At 56.1% G+C, this 15,268-nt stretch carries 16 protein-coding genes and 2 tRNA genes; 13 read left to right on the top strand and 5 right to left on the bottom strand.

Annotated features, from left to right (window positions below):
- Window positions 1-63: 63 nt before the first annotated feature.
- From dxs to xseB, 3 genes are read right to left on the bottom strand one after another with little or no spacing between them, the layout of a single operon-like run.
- On the bottom strand, window positions 64-1,932 hold the full coding sequence (gene dxs, locus I6L41_RS12075) for a 1-deoxy-D-xylulose-5-phosphate synthase (protein ID WP_216959085.1): 1,869 nt from the start codon (window positions 1,930-1,932) through the stop codon (window positions 64-66).
- 21 nt (window positions 1,933-1,953) lie between these two features.
- Window positions 1,954-2,844, bottom strand: coding sequence for a (2E,6E)-farnesyl diphosphate synthase (ispA, locus tag I6L41_RS12070; RefSeq protein ID WP_005349523.1), 891 nt, complete (start codon window positions 2,842-2,844; stop codon window positions 1,954-1,956).
- Window positions 2,845-3,096 carry an exodeoxyribonuclease VII small subunit gene (gene xseB / locus I6L41_RS12065; RefSeq protein ID WP_058059434.1) on the bottom strand — a complete coding sequence of 84 codons (252 nt, stop codon included), beginning with the start codon at window positions 3,094-3,096 and terminating at the stop codon, window positions 2,845-2,847.
- A gap of 211 nt (window positions 3,097-3,307) precedes the next feature.
- On the opposite strand from xseB, the gene pomA reads away from it, so the two are divergent.
- The 3 genes from pomA to greA all read left to right on the top strand — a co-directional run bounded on the left by pomA (window position 3,308) and on the right by greA (window position 5,601).
- A complete protein-coding gene (gene pomA / locus I6L41_RS12060; RefSeq protein WP_216959082.1) occupies window positions 3,308-4,066 on the top strand; it encodes a flagellar motor protein PomA in 759 nt (252 codons plus the stop codon).
- An 8-nt stretch (window positions 4,067-4,074) separates the two neighbouring features.
- Window positions 4,075-4,968, top strand: coding sequence for a flagellar motor protein MotB (locus I6L41_RS12055; RefSeq protein WP_139405724.1), 894 nt, complete (start codon window positions 4,075-4,077; stop codon window positions 4,966-4,968).
- Window positions 4,969-5,124: 156 nt separating this feature from the next.
- The gene (gene greA, locus I6L41_RS12050) at window positions 5,125-5,601 is read left to right on the top strand and encodes a transcription elongation factor GreA (protein WP_005338833.1); all 477 of its coding nucleotides are present in this window, start codon (window positions 5,125-5,127) and stop codon (window positions 5,599-5,601) included.
- A 76-nt stretch (window positions 5,602-5,677) separates the two neighbouring features.
- Here the strand turns inward: greA and I6L41_RS12045 are convergent, their stop codons facing one another.
- Together I6L41_RS12045 and yhbY are read right to left on the bottom strand one after the other, a co-directional pair.
- Window positions 5,678-6,259, bottom strand: coding sequence for a hypothetical protein (locus I6L41_RS12045; protein ID WP_021230375.1), 582 nt, complete (start codon window positions 6,257-6,259; stop codon window positions 5,678-5,680).
- Window positions 6,260-6,362: 103 nt separating this feature from the next.
- Window positions 6,363-6,659: a ribosome assembly RNA-binding protein YhbY gene (gene yhbY, locus I6L41_RS12040; RefSeq protein WP_005338829.1), complete on the bottom strand. Its 297-nt coding sequence runs from the start codon at window positions 6,657-6,659 to the stop codon at window positions 6,363-6,365.
- Between the two features lie 97 nt (window positions 6,660-6,756).
- On the opposite strand from yhbY, the gene rlmE reads away from it, so the two are divergent.
- The 10 genes from rlmE to nusA all read left to right on the top strand — a co-directional run bounded on the left by rlmE (window position 6,757) and on the right by nusA (window position 15,259).
- Entirely contained in the window at window positions 6,757-7,386 is a 630-nt protein-coding gene (gene rlmE, locus I6L41_RS12035; protein WP_216959079.1) for a 23S rRNA (uridine(2552)-2'-O)-methyltransferase RlmE, read from the top strand.
- 45 nt (window positions 7,387-7,431) lie between these two features.
- Window positions 7,432-9,378 (top strand): ATP-dependent zinc metalloprotease FtsH, encoded by a 1,947-nt coding sequence (ftsH, locus tag I6L41_RS12030; protein ID WP_216959076.1) that lies wholly within the window; start codon window positions 7,432-7,434, stop codon window positions 9,376-9,378.
- Between the two features lie 59 nt (window positions 9,379-9,437).
- Window positions 9,438-10,283, top strand: coding sequence for a dihydropteroate synthase (gene folP, locus I6L41_RS12025; protein WP_216959072.1), 846 nt, complete (start codon window positions 9,438-9,440; stop codon window positions 10,281-10,283).
- A gap of 15 nt (window positions 10,284-10,298) precedes the next feature.
- Window positions 10,299-11,633: a phosphoglucosamine mutase gene (gene glmM, locus I6L41_RS12020; protein ID WP_005338823.1), complete on the top strand. Its 1,335-nt coding sequence runs from the start codon at window positions 10,299-10,301 to the stop codon at window positions 11,631-11,633.
- Window positions 11,634-11,764: 131 nt separating this feature from the next.
- Window positions 11,765-12,529 carry a triose-phosphate isomerase gene (gene tpiA, locus I6L41_RS12015; protein ID WP_216959069.1) on the top strand — a complete coding sequence of 255 codons (765 nt, stop codon included), beginning with the start codon at window positions 11,765-11,767 and terminating at the stop codon, window positions 12,527-12,529.
- Window positions 12,530-12,856 (top strand): preprotein translocase subunit SecG, encoded by a 327-nt coding sequence (gene secG, locus I6L41_RS12010; RefSeq protein ID WP_005338811.1) that lies wholly within the window; start codon window positions 12,530-12,532, stop codon window positions 12,854-12,856.
- A 7-nt stretch (window positions 12,857-12,863) separates the two neighbouring features.
- Window positions 12,864-12,948, top strand: a tRNA-Leu gene (locus tag I6L41_RS12005).
- A 92-nt stretch (window positions 12,949-13,040) separates the two neighbouring features.
- Window positions 13,041-13,117 (top strand) — tRNA-Met (locus I6L41_RS12000).
- Window positions 13,118-13,283: 166 nt separating this feature from the next.
- On the top strand, window positions 13,284-13,742 hold the full coding sequence (rimP, locus tag I6L41_RS11995; RefSeq protein WP_005338809.1) for a ribosome maturation factor RimP: 459 nt from the start codon (window positions 13,284-13,286) through the stop codon (window positions 13,740-13,742).
- 14 nt (window positions 13,743-13,756) lie between these two features.
- Window positions 13,757-15,259 (top strand): transcription termination factor NusA, encoded by a 1,503-nt coding sequence (nusA, locus tag I6L41_RS11990; RefSeq protein WP_216959065.1) that lies wholly within the window; start codon window positions 13,757-13,759, stop codon window positions 15,257-15,259.
- The last annotated feature ends 9 nt before the right edge of the window (window positions 15,260-15,268 follow it).

Raw genomic sequence — 15,268 nt, 5'->3', positions numbered from 1 at the left:
GAATTTTCCAGTCTATTGCATCACATCATGGTGACACGCACTTTCTGAGCTGTTCGTGTCTCGTCAGGCTTGCAGCCAGCTTTCGATGCTGCGCTGGATGCCAGCATCGTCCAGACCGAGCAGGGCATAGATCTCCTGCTGGGTACCCTGTTCCACGAAGCGATCCGGCAGGCCGAGGTTGAGCACCGGCTTGCACTGCTTGCTGCGCATCAGCAGTTCGTTCACCGCCGAACCGGCGCCGCCCATGATGGCGTTGTCTTCGATGGTGACGAAGTGATCGTGGCTGGCCGCCAGCGACAGCACCAGCGCCTCATCCATCGGTTTGACGAAGCGCATGTCCACCAGAGTGGCATCCAGTGCCTCTGCGGCCGCTTTGGCGTGGTGCAGCAAGGTGCCAAACGCCAGAATGGCAGTGCCCTTGCCCTCTCGCAGGATTCGTCCCTTGCCGAGCTCCAGTGCCTGCATTTCTGACGAGATGGGGGCGTCGCTCAGGCTGCTGCCGCGGGGGTAGCGCACTGCGGCAGGGCCCTGATGGAGATAGCCGGTATAGAGCATTTGGCGGCATTCGTTCTCGTCAGATGGCGTCATCACCACCATGTTGGGCACGGTGCGCAGGAAGCTGATATCGAACGCCCCCTGATGGGTCGGGCCATCGGCGCCCACCAGACCGGCCCGGTCGATGGCGAATAGCACCGGCAGATCTTGCAGCGCTACGTCGTGGATCACCTGATCGTAGGCGCGCTGCAGGAAGCTCGAATAGATGGCCACCACCGGCTTCTTGTCGGCGATGGCAAGACCCGCGGCGAAAGTGACCGCATGCTGCTCTGCAATGGCCACATCGAAGTAGCGATCCGGATATTGCTGGCTGAATTTCACCAGCCCCGAGCCTTCACGCATGGCGGGGGTGATACCGACCAGCTTTTCGTCTTTGGCGGCCATGTCGCACAGCCATTGGCCAAAGATGGCGGAGAAGGTGGGTTTGGCGCTGCTCGCCTTGGGCAGGGCGCACTCGTCCGGATTGAACTTGGGCACGGCATGATAACCGATAGGGTCTTTTTCGGCCGGCTCGTAACCCTTGCCCTTCTTGGTTTTGACGTGCAGCAGCTGCGGGCCCTTGAGGTTGCGCATGTTGCGCAGGGTCTCGACCAGCGCCTCGATATCGTGACCGTCGATGGGGCCGATATAGTTGAAGCCGAACTCCTCGAACAGGGTGCCGGGCACCACCATCCCCTTGAGGTGCTCTTCGGCCCGCTTGGCCAGCTCCTTGACCGGTGGCAAACCCGCCAGCACCTTCTTGCCGCCTTCGCGGATGGTGGTGTAGAGCTTGCCGGACATGACCCGGGCCAGATGGTTGTTCAGCGCCCCGACATTCTCGGAGATGGACATCTCGTTGTCGTTGAGGATCACCAGCATGTCCTTGTGAACATCGCCGGCGTGGTTGAGCGCTTCGAAGGCCATCCCTGCGGTAATGGCACCGTCACCGATCACTGCCACCACCTTGCGACCCAGCCCTTCGCTCTCGGCGGCGACCGCCATGCCGAGCGCCGCACCGATGGAGGTGCTGGAGTGGCCGACGGAGAGCACGTCGTACTCGCTCTCGCCACGCCAGGGGAAGGGGTGCAGACCGTCTTTCTGACGGATGGTGTGGATCTGGTCACGGCGCCCGGTCAGGATCTTGTGGGGATAGGCCTGATGGCCCACGTCCCAGATCAGCCGATCGAACGGGGTGTTGTAGACGTAGTGCAGGGCCACGGTCAGTTCGACCGTGCCGAGCCCGGAGGCAAAGTGTCCGCTGGAACGGCTGACGGAGCGCAGCAGATATTCGCGCAGCTCGTTGCACAGCACCGGTAGCCGCTCTTTGGGCAAGGAACGCAGCTCGACCGGAGTGTCCGCGAGGGCCAGGTTGGGGAAATTGCTAATATCAACGCTCATATTGTTACTGTTATCCAGCGTTTAGTGGGTTCGCTCGATGATGTAATCGGCAAACGCTTCCAGAATGTCGGTATTGTAGGGCAAGGATTGCAGGGCTGTTAAGGCTTTCCCATGCAGTTCGCGAGCCAGCTCACGGGCATTTTCGAGTCCGAGCAAGGCCGGATAGGTACTTTTCTCCAGCGCCAGGTCAGAACCTTGCGGCTTGCCCAGGGTGGCGGTATCACCTGTGATGTCGAGGATGTCATCCTGCACCTGAAAGGCGAGGCCAATCGCGGCGGCATAGGTTTGCAGGGCAGCCAGCGTGGCGTCATCGACATCGGCTTTGCACAGGGCGCCGAGCGCCACGGCACATTCAATCAGTGCACCGGTCTTGTGGCGGTGTACCTGCTCCAGCTCGGCGAGCGAGATCTGGCGTCCTTCGGCCTGCAGATCCAGCGCCTGACCACCACACATACCGAGATAGCCGGAGGCGCGGGCGAGGGTACTCAGCATCCGCACCCGGTTGGCCATCAAGGAGTCGGGCATGGGGTGATCGGCCAGAATGGAGAACGCCAGGGTCTGCAGCGCATCACCGGCCAGAATGGCGGTTCCTTCGTCAAACGCCTTGTGAACGGTTGGCTGACCACGACGCAGGTCGTCGTTATCCATGGCGGGCAGGTCATCGTGCAGCAGGGAGTAGGCGTGGATGCACTCTACGGCAGCCGCGGGGCCATCCAGCAGTTCGCTCTTGACGCCCAGCATCTCGCCGACCGCGTAGACCAGAAACGGGCGAACCCGCTTGCCGCCCAGCAGCAGGCCATAACTCATGGCATCGCGCAGGCGTGGCGCCATGGCGGGCAAGGATTCAAGTTGTGCTGACAGACAGTCGTCAATACGCTGACGATGCAGACGGGAAAAATGGTCCAGCGCCACTCACTCCTCTCCTTGTTCTGGCTGGAAGGAGGCGAGCTGGTCACCGCCATCGGCTTGACTGAGCAGGATCTGGATCTTCTGTTCGGCCAGTTCCAGCTTCTGCTGACCGGCCCGAACCAGATGAACGCCCTGCTCGAACTGCTTGAGTGCCTCTTCCAGGGGTAGGGAACCTTGTTCCAGCTGATGAACGATGGTTTCCAGCTCTTCCAGAGTGGCATCAAAACTCAGACGGTCGATTTTTTTACTGGCCATGTCCATCCTCGGGGATTGAAAAAAACGGCTTATATTAACATCGACCGTCCACAGGGGGGAGGCAGAAAAGCATTGCCCCCTCAAACTCTCGCTAAACTGGCCGATAATGAGCCATCATTCTCAGTGGATGCATGCTTGCCGCATGGGTCGCAATAGCAGAAAATTCAACAGACTATAAATAGACATAAGAACCGGTGACAGGAGTAGGGACGTGGATCTAGGCAGTCTGATAGGGATAGTGCTGGGTTTCGGGGTGGTGGTGTACGGCATGCTGCTGGGTGGCCCCATGAGCATGTATGTTGATATGCCATCGGTCTACATCACTGTATTGGGCTCAATCTTCATCGCCATGATGAAGTTCAACCTTGGCCAGTTCCTGATGGCATTCAAGGTGGCGGGCAAAGCCTTTATGTACAAGGGCGACAAGATTGAAGACCTGATTACCAAAGCCGTTGAACTGGCTGACGCGGCTCGCAAAGGGGGCTTTCTGGCGCTGGAGGCCGCAGAGATCCCCAATGCATTTATGAAAAAAGGGATCGACATGCTGGTGGATGGTCACGATGCCGAAGTGGTGCGTGCCGTGATGGAAAAGGATATCGACCTGACAGCCGAGCGCCATGTCATTGCCATCAAGGTCTTCCGTACCCTTGGGGATCTGGGCCCTGCCATGGGGATGATAGGTACGTTGGTGGGTCTGGTGGCCATGTTGGCCAACATGAGTGACCCCAAGTCGATCGGGCCGGCGATGGCGGTAGCCTTGCTTACCACCCTGTACGGTGCGATAGAGGCCAATATGTTGGCTATCCCGATTGCCGACAAGCTGGAGCTGCGCAGCGGAGAGGAGAAGCTCAGTCGTACCCTGATCCTTGATGCCATTATGGGGATTCAGGATGGCCAGAACCCACGGGTGATCCAGTCCATGCTGCAAAACTATCTGAACCAGTCCAAACGTAATACTGGCACCGAATAGGGGGCGCTATGTCTGATTGCAAGTGCCCACCACCAGGTCTTCCTGGTTACATGGGAACCTTTGCCGACCTGATGTCGCTTCTGATGTGCTTCTTCGTGCTATTGCTCTCCTTTGCCGAGATGGATGTGCAGAAGTTCAAGCAGATAGCCGGTTCCATGGACAAGGCATTCGGGGTACAGAACATCCTTGAGGTGAAAGATATTCCCAAGGGAACCTCGGTGATTGCCCAGGAGTTCAGGCCCGGTCGCCCGGAACCCACGCCGATTGATACCGTGATGCAGCAGACCATCGATCTGACCCAGACCGAACTGGAGTTTCTGCCCGGTGAGGCGGATCAGGCCGGTGGTCAGGACAAGAGTGATGGCAAACAGACGGGGGGCGATACCGCGCAGGATGCGAAGAAGGCGCAAGAACAATCCAATACCCTGGCCAAAGCCCTCGCCGAGCAGATGAAAGATCAGATCCAGGACGGTGCCATCGAAATTGAGGCGCTGGGCCAGCAGATCATCATCCGGATCAGGGAAAAAGCATCTTTCCCGGCCGGTTCGGCATTTCTGCAGCCACAGTTCTGGCCGGTCATTCGCAAGGTCGCGACCCTGCTCAAGGATGTGCCGGGTGAAATCACCATCTCCGGTCACACCGACAACGTGGCGACCGAAGATGAGCTGTTCCAGTCCAACTGGGAGCTGTCGTCGCAACGGGCGGTGGCGGTGGCGCACCAGATGCTGAAGGTCCCCGGTTTTGATCAGGGGCGACTGGTGGTGCAGGGGATGGCGGATTCCCAGCCATTGGTGCCCAATACTACCCCGGAAAATCGTCGGATGAATCGGCGAGTGGAGATCGCCATCATGCAGGGCAAACCGACCGTTTCAGCCCCCATTTCCGTACCGGAAGGGAAGTAAGTGAAGGGAATGCCGATGACGCAAGTGGGATCTGCATCAGGGGGCTGACGTGGATTTTGTGTTGGCTTCATATTAAGATGCCTCATCCGAACCGATTGCTGCGGCCTCCTTGCAGATGGCCGCAGTTTCTATTTTCAAGCAACCCAGGTTTCGACTATGAATCATACTCCGATGACTGTTCGCGGCGCTGAGAAGCTGCGCGAAGAGCTCGATTATCTCAAGACCGAGCTTCGTCCCCAGATTATCGAAGCGATTGCCGATGCCCGTGAGCACGGCGATCTGAAGGAAAACGCCGAATACCATGCCGCTCGCGAGCAGCAGGGGTTCTGTGAAGGTCGCATTCAGGAGATTGAAGCCAAGCTCTCCAATGCCCAGGTGATCGATGTCACCAAGATGACCAACAACGGCCGCGTTATTTTTGGCGCGACAGTGACTCTGCTCAAGAGCGAGACAGAAGAAGAGGTGGTTTACCGCATCGTGGGTGACGATGAGGCTGATATCAAACAGAACCTCATCTCTGTCAACTCCCCCATTGCCCGCGCCCTGATTGGCAAGGAAGTGGACGATGTCGCTATCGTCAAGACGCCGGGCGGTGATGTGGAATACGAAGTGCTGGAAGTTGCTTATATCTAAGCTAATGCTACAGACAATGAAACAGGGGGGCTTGCGCTCCCCTGTTTGTCTTTATCTATGTGATTATTGATAAAAATCAGGACAGATACGCCTCGGTAAAGGCGTCCTGATGGCGCTGAAACAACCAGTGGCGCAGCCGTTCGATGTTGTTTTCGCTCATCTGAAAGCTCAGTGCCCAGGTGGCATGGTCGGCATTGGCTTTGATGCGCCTTACCAGTCGTCCCTGCAGTGGAAGAGGGTCCTCTTGCTCGATGCAGAGCTCGCCGTTGATGGGGGTATCGGCCACCATGTCGATTGGCAAATTTTCCACGATGAGGCCGTTGAGGGAGAGGCTGAGAACCTGAAACAGGCCCAGTTCGCTGCATAGCTTGGCTTTTTGGGTGAGACGCCAGGCGCGCGGTTGGGCAAACCCCAGCTCCCTGATGACCGGTGCAGATAAGCGGGGCTCGACGAAGCCATCTTCCCCTTGAGTAAAGCTCAGGGGAAAACGCAGCTGATGGCCAGCGAAGCGGGCTTCGAGTACAAGGTGTTCGGCTTTTTGCAGCAAGCCAAGCATGGGGGCATCGAGGTGACCACTCAGAACATGGGTGTCCTGATTGCTCCCCAAGTCCCGCAGCATGGCCAGCTCATCGTCGGTCAGAATAGGATGGTGAGCCATAATGCGTGTCCGGAAGTATTCATCGCAGGTTAAGGGCTTTGCGACTACTTTGGCAAGCGACTCGGGAAGAAGTGGAATAAGGAAAGAGCGATGCTCTTTCCTTTTACTTGCGGGGCAGCTGGATTTTGGGTTCGTTGGCTTGACGATAAATGGTCAGCACATGACCCATGCTTTGCACCTTGATTGAACCGGTTTCACGGACGATAGCATCCATAACCAGTTGTTTCATTTCGCGATCTTCAGAGGCAACCTTAACCTTGATCAGCTCGTGATGGTTCAGTGCCAGATCGATCTCGGCCAGTACACCTTCGGTCAGACCATGCTGACCCAGCAGGACGACAGGCTTGAGGCTATGGGCAAGGCCCTTGAGGTACTGTTTCTGTTTATTGTTGAGAATCATCGCAATTTCTTCATAAGTCAGGGTTGAAAGGGGCGTATTCTACCCCCACTTAGCCCTTAATACTAATAACCCTTGTGGTTTTTTAAAGTCGATTATCATGACCCAGAAAAAACGTTCCCCCAGTTCAACTCGCTGGTTAAAAGAACATTTCGACGATCAATACGTCAAAAAAGCCCAGAAAATGGGCCTGCGTTCTCGTGCTGTTTTCAAGATTGACGAGATCCAGGGCAAGGATCGCTTGCTGAAACATGGCATGACCGTAGTGGATTTGGGAGCTGCCCCCGGTGGTTGGTCCCAGTTCGCGGTTGAACAGGTTGGTGATTCGGGTCGCGTCATCGCATGTGACATTTTGCCGATGGATCCCATTGCTGGTGTCGATTTCCTGCAAGGGGACTTTCGGGAGGAAACTGTGCTCGGCGCCTTGCTGGAACGAGTGGGTCCCGACAAGGTCGATGTCGTGATGTCTGATATGGCGCCCAACATGAGCGGTACCCAGCAGGTGGATCAGGCTCGCGCCATGTATCTGGTCGAGCTGGCGCTGGACATGTGCAATCAGGTATTGCGTAGTGAAGGCAGTTTCGTAGTGAAGGTGTTTCAGGGAGAGGGCTTTGATGCCTATCTCAATGAAATTCGTAAACTTTTCTCCGCTGTCAAAATTCGTAAACCAGACTCATCCCGCGCCAGATCACGGGAAGTCTACATTGTGGCTACCGGTTTTAAACTGTAGTACCCTAACCTTCATCGTTAACTGTCAGTCTGCGAGGTTACTGATTTGAGTGACATGGCGAAAAACTTAATCCTGTGGCTGGTCATCGCCGTCGTTTTGATGTCGGTGTTCAATAGCTTCAGCCCCAGCGATACCACCAGTCGCCAGCTGGACTATTCCAGCTTCGTTAAAGAGGTGACCCAAGAGCAGATCCGTGAAGTGCGGATGGACGGTAAGGTCATTAATGGCGTCAAGCGTACTGGTGAACGATTCACCACCATCATCCCTGCGCCGGATCCCCAGCTGCTCAACGATATGCTCAATCACAATGTCAAAGTGATGGGCGAGAAGCCGGAAGAGCCGTCTCTGTTGACCTCTATCTTCATCTCCTGGTTCCCGATGCTGCTGCTGATCGGTGTCTGGGTCTTCTTCATGCGTCAGATGCAGGGCGGCGGTGGCAAAGGTGCCATGTCGTTTGGCAAGAGCAAGGCTCGCCTGATGAGCGAAGATCAGATCAAGACCACCTTTGCTGACGTTGCAGGTTGCGATGAAGCCAAGGAAGAGGTGAAGGAGCTGGTCGACTATCTGCGCGACCCGAGCAAATTCCAGAAACTGGGTGGCAAGATCCCGACCGGTGTGCTGCTGGTTGGTCCTCCCGGTACCGGTAAGACCCTGCTGGCAAAGGCCATTGCGGGCGAGGCCAAGGTGCCGTTCTTCACCATCTCGGGTTCCGATTTCGTGGAGATGTTCGTCGGTGTCGGTGCCTCCCGGGTGCGTGACATGTTTGAACAGGCCAAGAAATCTTCTCCCTGCATCATCTTCATCGATGAAATTGATGCGGTCGGTCGCCAGCGTGGCGCCGGTCTGGGTGGTGGTCACGATGAACGTGAGCAGACCCTTAACCAGATGCTGGTCGAGATGGATGGTTTTGAGGGCAATGAAGGCATCATCGTCATTGCTGCCACCAACCGTCCTGACGTACTGGATCCGGCACTGCTGCGTCCGGGCCGTTTCGACCGTCAGGTTGTGGTCGGTCTGCCGGATGTCCGTGGTCGCGAGCAGATCCTGAAAGTGCACATGCGCAAAGTTCCGCTGGCGGATGACGTCAATCCGGCGCTGATTGCCCGTGGTACCCCCGGTTTCTCCGGGGCGGACTTGGCCAACCTGGTCAACGAAGCAGCCCTCTTCTCTGCCCGTGAGAGCCGCCGAGTGGTCTCCATGGCCGAGTTCGAGAAGGCCAAGGACAAGATCATGATGGGTGCGGAACGCCGCTCCATGGTGATGAAAGAGTCCGAGAAAGAGATGACTGCATATCATGAAGCTGGCCACGCCATCATTGGTCGTCTGGTTCCGGATCATGATCCGGTTTACAAGGTCTCCATCATTCCGCGCGGTCGTGCGCTGGGTGTGACCATGTATCTGCCGGAGCAGGATCGCTGGAGCCACTCCAAGCAGCATCTGGAGTCGATGATCTCCAGTCTGTATGGCGGTCGCCTGGCAGAAGAGCTGATCTACGGTGCCGAGAAGGTATCGACCGGCGCGTCCAACGATATCGAGCGGGCGACCGAGATTGCACGCAAGATGGTGACCCAGTGGGGTATGTCCGAGCGTCTTGGCCCCATGCTCTACGCGGAAGAAGATGGCGAGGTATTCCTCGGTCGCAGCATGGCCAAAGCCAAGCATATGTCCGACGATACCGCTCGTATCATTGATGCAGAAGTGAAGCAGGTGATTGATCGTAACTATGATCGTGCCAAGCAGATCCTGCTGGATAACATGGATGTGTTGCACAGCATGAAAGATGCGCTGATGAAGTACGAGACTATCGATGCCAAACAGATCGATGATCTGATGGCTCGTCGCGAGGTTCGTGCTCCGAGCAACTGGCATGACGAGCACGGTGATACCCCGCAAGGCGGTTCCACTGTGGCTGCCGAGACCAAGCCTGCCGATGAGGCTGCACCGGTGTCGGATGTCACTATCGACAAAGCCAACGACGCACCGGCCAAATAATTGTGACTCTCCAAACCCCGGGCTTGCCCGGGGTTTTTCTTTATCAGATGGACGTGAAAATGCAGTTAACCAGCAAGGGGCTCAGCCTCTCCCTCGATCGTCCCCATGTGATGGGGATCCTCAATGTGACGCCCGACTCCTTCTCTGATGGCGGTAATTTCAACCAGTTTGAACGGGCAATGGCCCATGCGCGCCAGATGGTCTCTGACGGTGCGACCCTCATCGACATCGGTGGCGAGTCAACCCGCCCTGGTGCGCCCGATGTGAGCGAGCAGGAGGAGCTGGACAGGGTCATTCCTATCGTGGAACAGATGGTCCGTGAGCTGGATGTGATGATCTCCCTCGATACCTCCAAAGCGGCGGTGATGCGGGAGGGTTGCAAGGCGGGAGCCCATCTGATTAACGATGTGCGGGCACTGCAAGAACCTGGAGCACTGCAAGCCGCGGCCGAAGCTCGGGTTCCGGTCTGTCTGATGCATATGCAGGGGCAGCCGAGAACCATGCAGGTCGAGCCGCACTATGACGACCTGATCGGGGAGGTACGCGCCTTCTTTGATGAGCGTATTGCGGCTTGTCTGGCGGTCGGGATCCGTCGTGAAGAGCTGTTGCTGGATCCGGGATATGGCTTTGGCAAAACCCTTGCACACAACTATCAGCTGTTGGCGGCTCAAAAGGAACTGCTTGATTATGGCTTGCCGCTATTGGTGGGGATGTCGCGAAAGTCTATGATAGGCAACCTGCTGGGCCGTCCGGTGGATGAGCGTCTGGCGGGCAGTCTGGCATGCGCCCTTATCGGCATGCAGCATGGGGCCCGCATCATCAGGGTACACGATGTACGGGAGACCATGGACGCATTGCGCGTCGGTTGGCTGGCAATGACGGGACAAGATTTTATTTCCAAATAATAAAGAGAACAGACAATGGCAAGAAAGTATTTCGGTACCGATGGTGTGCGCGGCAAGGTTGGCGAATACCCGATCACCCCTGATTTTGTAATGAAATTGGGTTGGGCTGCCGGCAAAGTGCTCTCCAAGAAGGGCACCAAAAAGGTGCTGATTGGCAAAGATACCCGCATCTCCGGTTACATGCTGGAATCCGCGCTGGAAGCGGGGCTCTCCGCGGCAGGCCTTAAAGCCATTCTGATGGGGCCCATGCCCACGCCGGCGGTTGCCTACCTGACTCGCACTTTCCGTGCCGAAGCTGGCATCGTCATCAGCGCTTCCCACAACCCCTTCTACGACAACGGCATCAAGTTCTTCTCCGCCGATGGCACCAAGCTGCCCGATGATGTCGAGCTGGCTATCGAAGCCGAGCTGGATCACGAGCTCAAGTGTGTCGAGTCTGCCGAACTTGGCAAAGCGGTGCGCATTGATGATGCTGCCGGTCGCTATATCGAATTTTGCAAGAGCACCTTCCCCTCCCACATGAATCTGGATGGGGTGAAAATGGTGGTCGACTGTGGCCACGGCGCTACTTACCACATTGCGCCGTCGGTTTTCCGCGAGCTGGGTGCTGAAGTGATCACAATGGGCTGTGCCCCGGATGGTCTCAACATCAACGATGGTGTCGGCTCGACTGCGCCTGACGCACTGGTTGCCAAGGTGCTGGAGTGCAAGGCCGATCTGGGGGTTGCCTTTGATGGTGATGGTGACCGTCTGATCATGGTCGACCATACCGGCTATCTCATCGACGGTGATGAAGTGCTCTATATCATCGCGCGCGATGCCCTGCGCAATGGTCGCCTCAAAGGCGGTGTCGTCGGCACCCTGATGGCCAACATGGGTCTGGAGCTGGCGCTGCAAACCCTAGGCATCCCGTTTGCCCGTGCCAAGGTGGGTGACCGCTATGTGCTGGAGATGATGGAGGAGAAGGGCTGGCGCATCGGTGGTGAGAACTCCGGCCATATTATCTGTCTGGATCAGACCACTACGGGTGATGGCATCGTAGCCGCCTTGCAGGTGCTTACCGCCATGCGCAGTGCCGAGATGCCGCTTGCCAAGCTGCGCTCCGGCATGAGCAAGTTCCCGCAGGTGCTGGTGAATGTTCGCTTTGCCGAAGGCAAGGATCCGCTGGCCGCTGATGCTGTCATGGCTGAGGTTGCCAAGGTGGAACAGGAGCTGGCTGGTCGTGGTCGCGTACTGTTGCGTAAATCAGGTACCGAACCGCTGATCCGGGTCATGGTCGAAGGGGAGCATGAACAGCAGGTGCGTGATATGGCTCAGCGCATCGCCAAGCAGGTTGAATCGGCGTTTTAATGAACAACCAGGGCGGCTTTTTAGCCGCCCTGGTTGTATCTTGTTCAAACGATTCAAAAATTTAAAAATAGCACTTGTCAGCTGAGCATCCTCTGGATATTATCAGCCCCGCTTTCGCAAGGGAGTTGCCGATGGGACATCGCAAGCCGTTTGTAGCAGCCAACTGGAAGTTGCACGGTAGTAAGTCGCAGTTAGAGCAGTTTACGAGTCAGTGCCTGAAGGGCGTTGACGGAAAAGTAGATGTGGTTCTCTGCCCTTCCCATGTGCATCTTGACTTTAGCGCTTCACTGCTAAATGAGCAGAAGGTAGTAAAGTTGGGGGCTCAGAATGTGAGTCAGCACGCGGCTGGCGCTTACACCGGAGAAATATCGTGTCAGATGCTGGTTGAGGCAGGGTGTCGTTACGTATTGGTAGGGCACTCCGAGCGCAGGCGTCTCTTTGGTGAGACCAGTTTTATCGTCGCAGAGAAGTTTGCGGCAGCCAGAGCGGCAGGCTTGATTCCCATCCTCTGTTTAGGTGAATCAGGTGCGGCTAGGCAGGCGAGAAGAGCCTTCGAGGTGATCGCTGAAGAGCTGGATATCGTCATAGAGAAAAATGGCGCGATGGCTTTCGATAATGCTATCATCGCCTACGAGCCGATTTGGGCTGTAGGTACAGGTAAATGCGCCACACCCGAGCAGGCACAAGAGGTTCATTCCTTTATACGTGGTCGCTTGGCGGAGGATACTCCGGTAATAGGTGAGAAAGTTAGAATCATCTATGGTGGGAGCGTAACGCCGAGCAACGCGAGAGATTTGTTTGCACAGCCCGACATTGATGGAGGACTGATTGGCGGAGCAAGCCTCGATAGCGATGCGTTTTTAGGAATTGTTGAAGCGGCAAAGGGTGCAAGTTAAATGTACGAGATTCTTTTAGTCGTTTATCTGCTGGTTTCACTGGCTCTGATTGGTCTGGTGATGATTCAGCAAGGTAAAGGGGCTGATATGGGCGCCTCCTTCGGCGCAGGGGCATCGAACACAGTATTCGGCTCCGGTGGTTCAGGCAGTTTCCTGACCCGAACAACAGCAATTTTGGCTACTTTGTTTTTCGTTATTAGCTTGGTGCTCGGATCTATGTCCAGCAACAAGGTCAAGCAGGGTAGTGAGTGGGAAAATCTGCAACAAACCCAACAGGTTGAGCAGACCAAAGCGCCAGTGAAGAAAGATACTGACGTTCCCGAGTAAGAGTTTTGCCGTGGTGGTGGAATTGGTAGACACGCTATCTTGAGGGGGTAGTGCTCTAGGGTGTGCGGGTTCGAGTCCCGCCCACGGCACCAATTAAGCAGTGAGCTCGGGAAACCGAGTGTATTATAGCCAGTCAGTCTTGTATCGAGAGAGTGAAGTGGCTATAATCTCGCACGATTTCGGACGCGGGGTGGAGCAGCATGGTAGCTCGTCGGGCTCATAACCCGAAGGTCGTCGGTTCAAATCCGGCCCCCGCAACCAAATTTCACGCATTTCCTACGCTCAGGAAGGCGGTCGCTGCGAGGCGACAATCAGGGTAAAGCGCCAAGCCCCGATTTGACATCGGGGCTTTTTGTTATGTGCAATTTACTCTGAATCGATATCTATCTGGGCTTTATGCCCTTTTTTTGTTTTTCGGAGGGTGACTTTGGCTACGTTGGAACAACGTTTGACCGATCTGCTCGAGGCTCCGGTCGTTGCCTTGGGTTTTGAACTTTGGGGTATTGAGTTTATCCGTGCGGGTAAACACTCCACCTTGCGTGTCTATATCGACGGCGAGCAGGGTGTGACTGTCGAGAACTGTGCTGAGGTCAGCCATCAGGTTGGCGCCATCATGGACGTCGAAGATCCCATCACCGAGGAGTACTACCTCGAGGTGTCCTCCCCAGGCCTGGATCGTCCCCTGTTCAAGGTTGCCCATTTCGAAAAATACGTTGGCCAAGAGGCGGCGGTAACGCTTCGGATGGCAACAAACAACCGCCGCAAGTTCAAAGGCGTAATCAAAGCTGTGCAAGGCGACATGATCACCCTGACAGTAGATGGTAAGGACGACGTGTTGGCTTTCACCAATATCCAAAAAGCGAACATAGTGCCGAACTTTGGTTAACGAGGCTATCGGATATGAATAAAGAGATTTTGCTGGTCGTTGACGCAGTATCCAACGAGAAAGCTGTACCCCGCGAGAAGATCTTCCAGGCTCTGGAAACCGCGCTGGCGACTGCGACCAAGAAGAAATATGAAGGCGAGATTGAAGTTCGGGTCGAAATCGATCGCAAGACCGGTGACTACGACACTTATCGCCGCTGGGTAGTCATTGCGGATCAAGCCGCGATGGAAAACCCCTATGCTGAAATCACCCTGGAAGCGGCACAAATTGATCAGCCGGATATCCAGATCGGTGAGTATGTTGAAGACCAGATCGACTCTGTGACCTTCGACCGTATCACTACCCAGACCGCCAAGCAGGTTATCGTGCAGAAAGTGCGCGAAGCCGAGCGTTCACAAGTAGTTGATCAGTTTAAAGATAAAGAAGGCACCATCATCAGTGGTGTGGTCAAGAAGAGTAACCGTGACAACGTCATCCTGGATCTGGGCAGCAATGCTGAAGCCGTGATCTTCCGTGATGACATGCTGCCGCGTGAAACCTTCCGCCCGGGCGACCGTGTCCGTGGCCTGCTCTATGCAGTGCGTCCGGAAGCCCGTGGTTCCCAGCTGTTTGTCAGCCGTTCCAGCCCGGACTTCCTGAAAGAGCTGTTCCGTATCGAAGTACCGGAGATCGGTGAAGAGATGATCGAAATCATGGGCGCAGCCCGTGACCCGGGTTCCCGCGCCAAGATCGCGGTGAAGACCAACGATCGTCGTATCGACCCGATCGGTGCCTGTATCGGCATGCGTGGTGCCCGTGTGCAAGCTGTCTCCGCCGAGCTGAGCGGTGAGCGCGCCGACATCGTGCTGTACGATGACAACCCGGCCCAGTACGTGATCAATGCCATGGCACCTGCCGATGTGGCCTCCATCATCGTTGATGAAGACAACCACACCATGGATATCGCCGTGGAAGCTGCCAACCTGGCTCAGGCCATCGGTCGCAATGGTCAGAACGTGCGTCTGGCCTCCCAGCTGACCGGTTGGGAGCTGAATGTGATGACCGTTGAGGACATGCGTGCCAAGCACCAGGCCGAAAACGACCGCATCATGAACCTGTTCACCAGCACCCTGGATATCGACGACGATTTCGCCGGTCTGCTGATGGAAGAGGGCTTCTCTACCCTGGAAGAGATCGCCTTTGTACCGGTCAACGAGCTGCTGGCTATCGACGGTCTGGATGAAGACATGGTCGAAGAGCTGCGCAAGCGCGCCAAAGATGCCCTGACTACCAAGGCACTGGCCAAAGAAGAGTCTTTCGATGGCGTTGAGCCGTCCGAAGAGCTGCTCAATCTGAACGGTCTGAGCCGCGAACTGGCTTACGCTCTGGCGGGCCATGGCGTGGGTACCCTGGAAGATTTGGCTGAGCAAGGTATCGATGACCTTGCTGATATTGAAGGGCTGACTGCCGAGAAGGCAGGTGAGCTCATTATGGCTGCTCGCAATATCTGTTGGTTCGGAGAAGAGCAGTCCGAGTAAGATCAAACG

It is taken from the genome of Aeromonas sp. FDAARGOS 1411 (assembly GCF_019047125.1).
GTDB classification, from domain to species: Bacteria; Pseudomonadota; Gammaproteobacteria; order Enterobacterales; family Aeromonadaceae; genus Aeromonas; species Aeromonas veronii.
Note: the sequence above shows the minus strand (reverse complement) of the source record. Positions and strands in the feature narration are given on the sequence as shown.

Bases quoted from the DNA above. Each gene is read 5' to 3' on its own strand.
- dxs (WP_216959085.1), bottom strand. From the start codon at position 1,932: ATGAGCGTTGATATTAGCAATTTCCCCAACCTGGCCCTCGCGGACACT.
- xseB (WP_058059434.1), bottom strand. From the start codon at position 3,096: ATGGCCAGTAAAAAAATCGACCGTCTGAGTTTTGATGCCACTCTGGAA.
- I6L41_RS12055 (WP_139405724.1), top strand. From the start codon at position 4,075: ATGTCTGATTGCAAGTGCCCACCACCAGGTCTTCCTGGTTACATGGGA.
- greA (WP_005338833.1), top strand. From the start codon at position 5,125: ATGAATCATACTCCGATGACTGTTCGCGGCGCTGAGAAGCTGCGCGAA.
- I6L41_RS12045 (WP_021230375.1), bottom strand. From the start codon at position 6,259: ATGGCTCACCATCCTATTCTGACCGACGATGAGCTGGCCATGCTGCGG.
- yhbY (WP_005338829.1), bottom strand. From the start codon at position 6,659: ATGATTCTCAACAATAAACAGAAACAGTACCTCAAGGGCCTTGCCCAT.
- rlmE (WP_216959079.1), top strand. From the start codon at position 6,757: ATGACCCAGAAAAAACGTTCCCCCAGTTCAACTCGCTGGTTAAAAGAA.
- folP (WP_216959072.1), top strand. From the start codon at position 9,438: ATGCAGTTAACCAGCAAGGGGCTCAGCCTCTCCCTCGATCGTCCCCAT.
- glmM (WP_005338823.1), top strand. From the start codon at position 10,299: ATGGCAAGAAAGTATTTCGGTACCGATGGTGTGCGCGGCAAGGTTGGC.
- tpiA (WP_216959069.1), top strand. From the start codon at position 11,765: ATGGGACATCGCAAGCCGTTTGTAGCAGCCAACTGGAAGTTGCACGGT.
- secG (WP_005338811.1), top strand. From the start codon at position 12,530: ATGTACGAGATTCTTTTAGTCGTTTATCTGCTGGTTTCACTGGCTCTG.
- nusA (WP_216959065.1), top strand. From the start codon at position 13,757: ATGAATAAAGAGATTTTGCTGGTCGTTGACGCAGTATCCAACGAGAAA.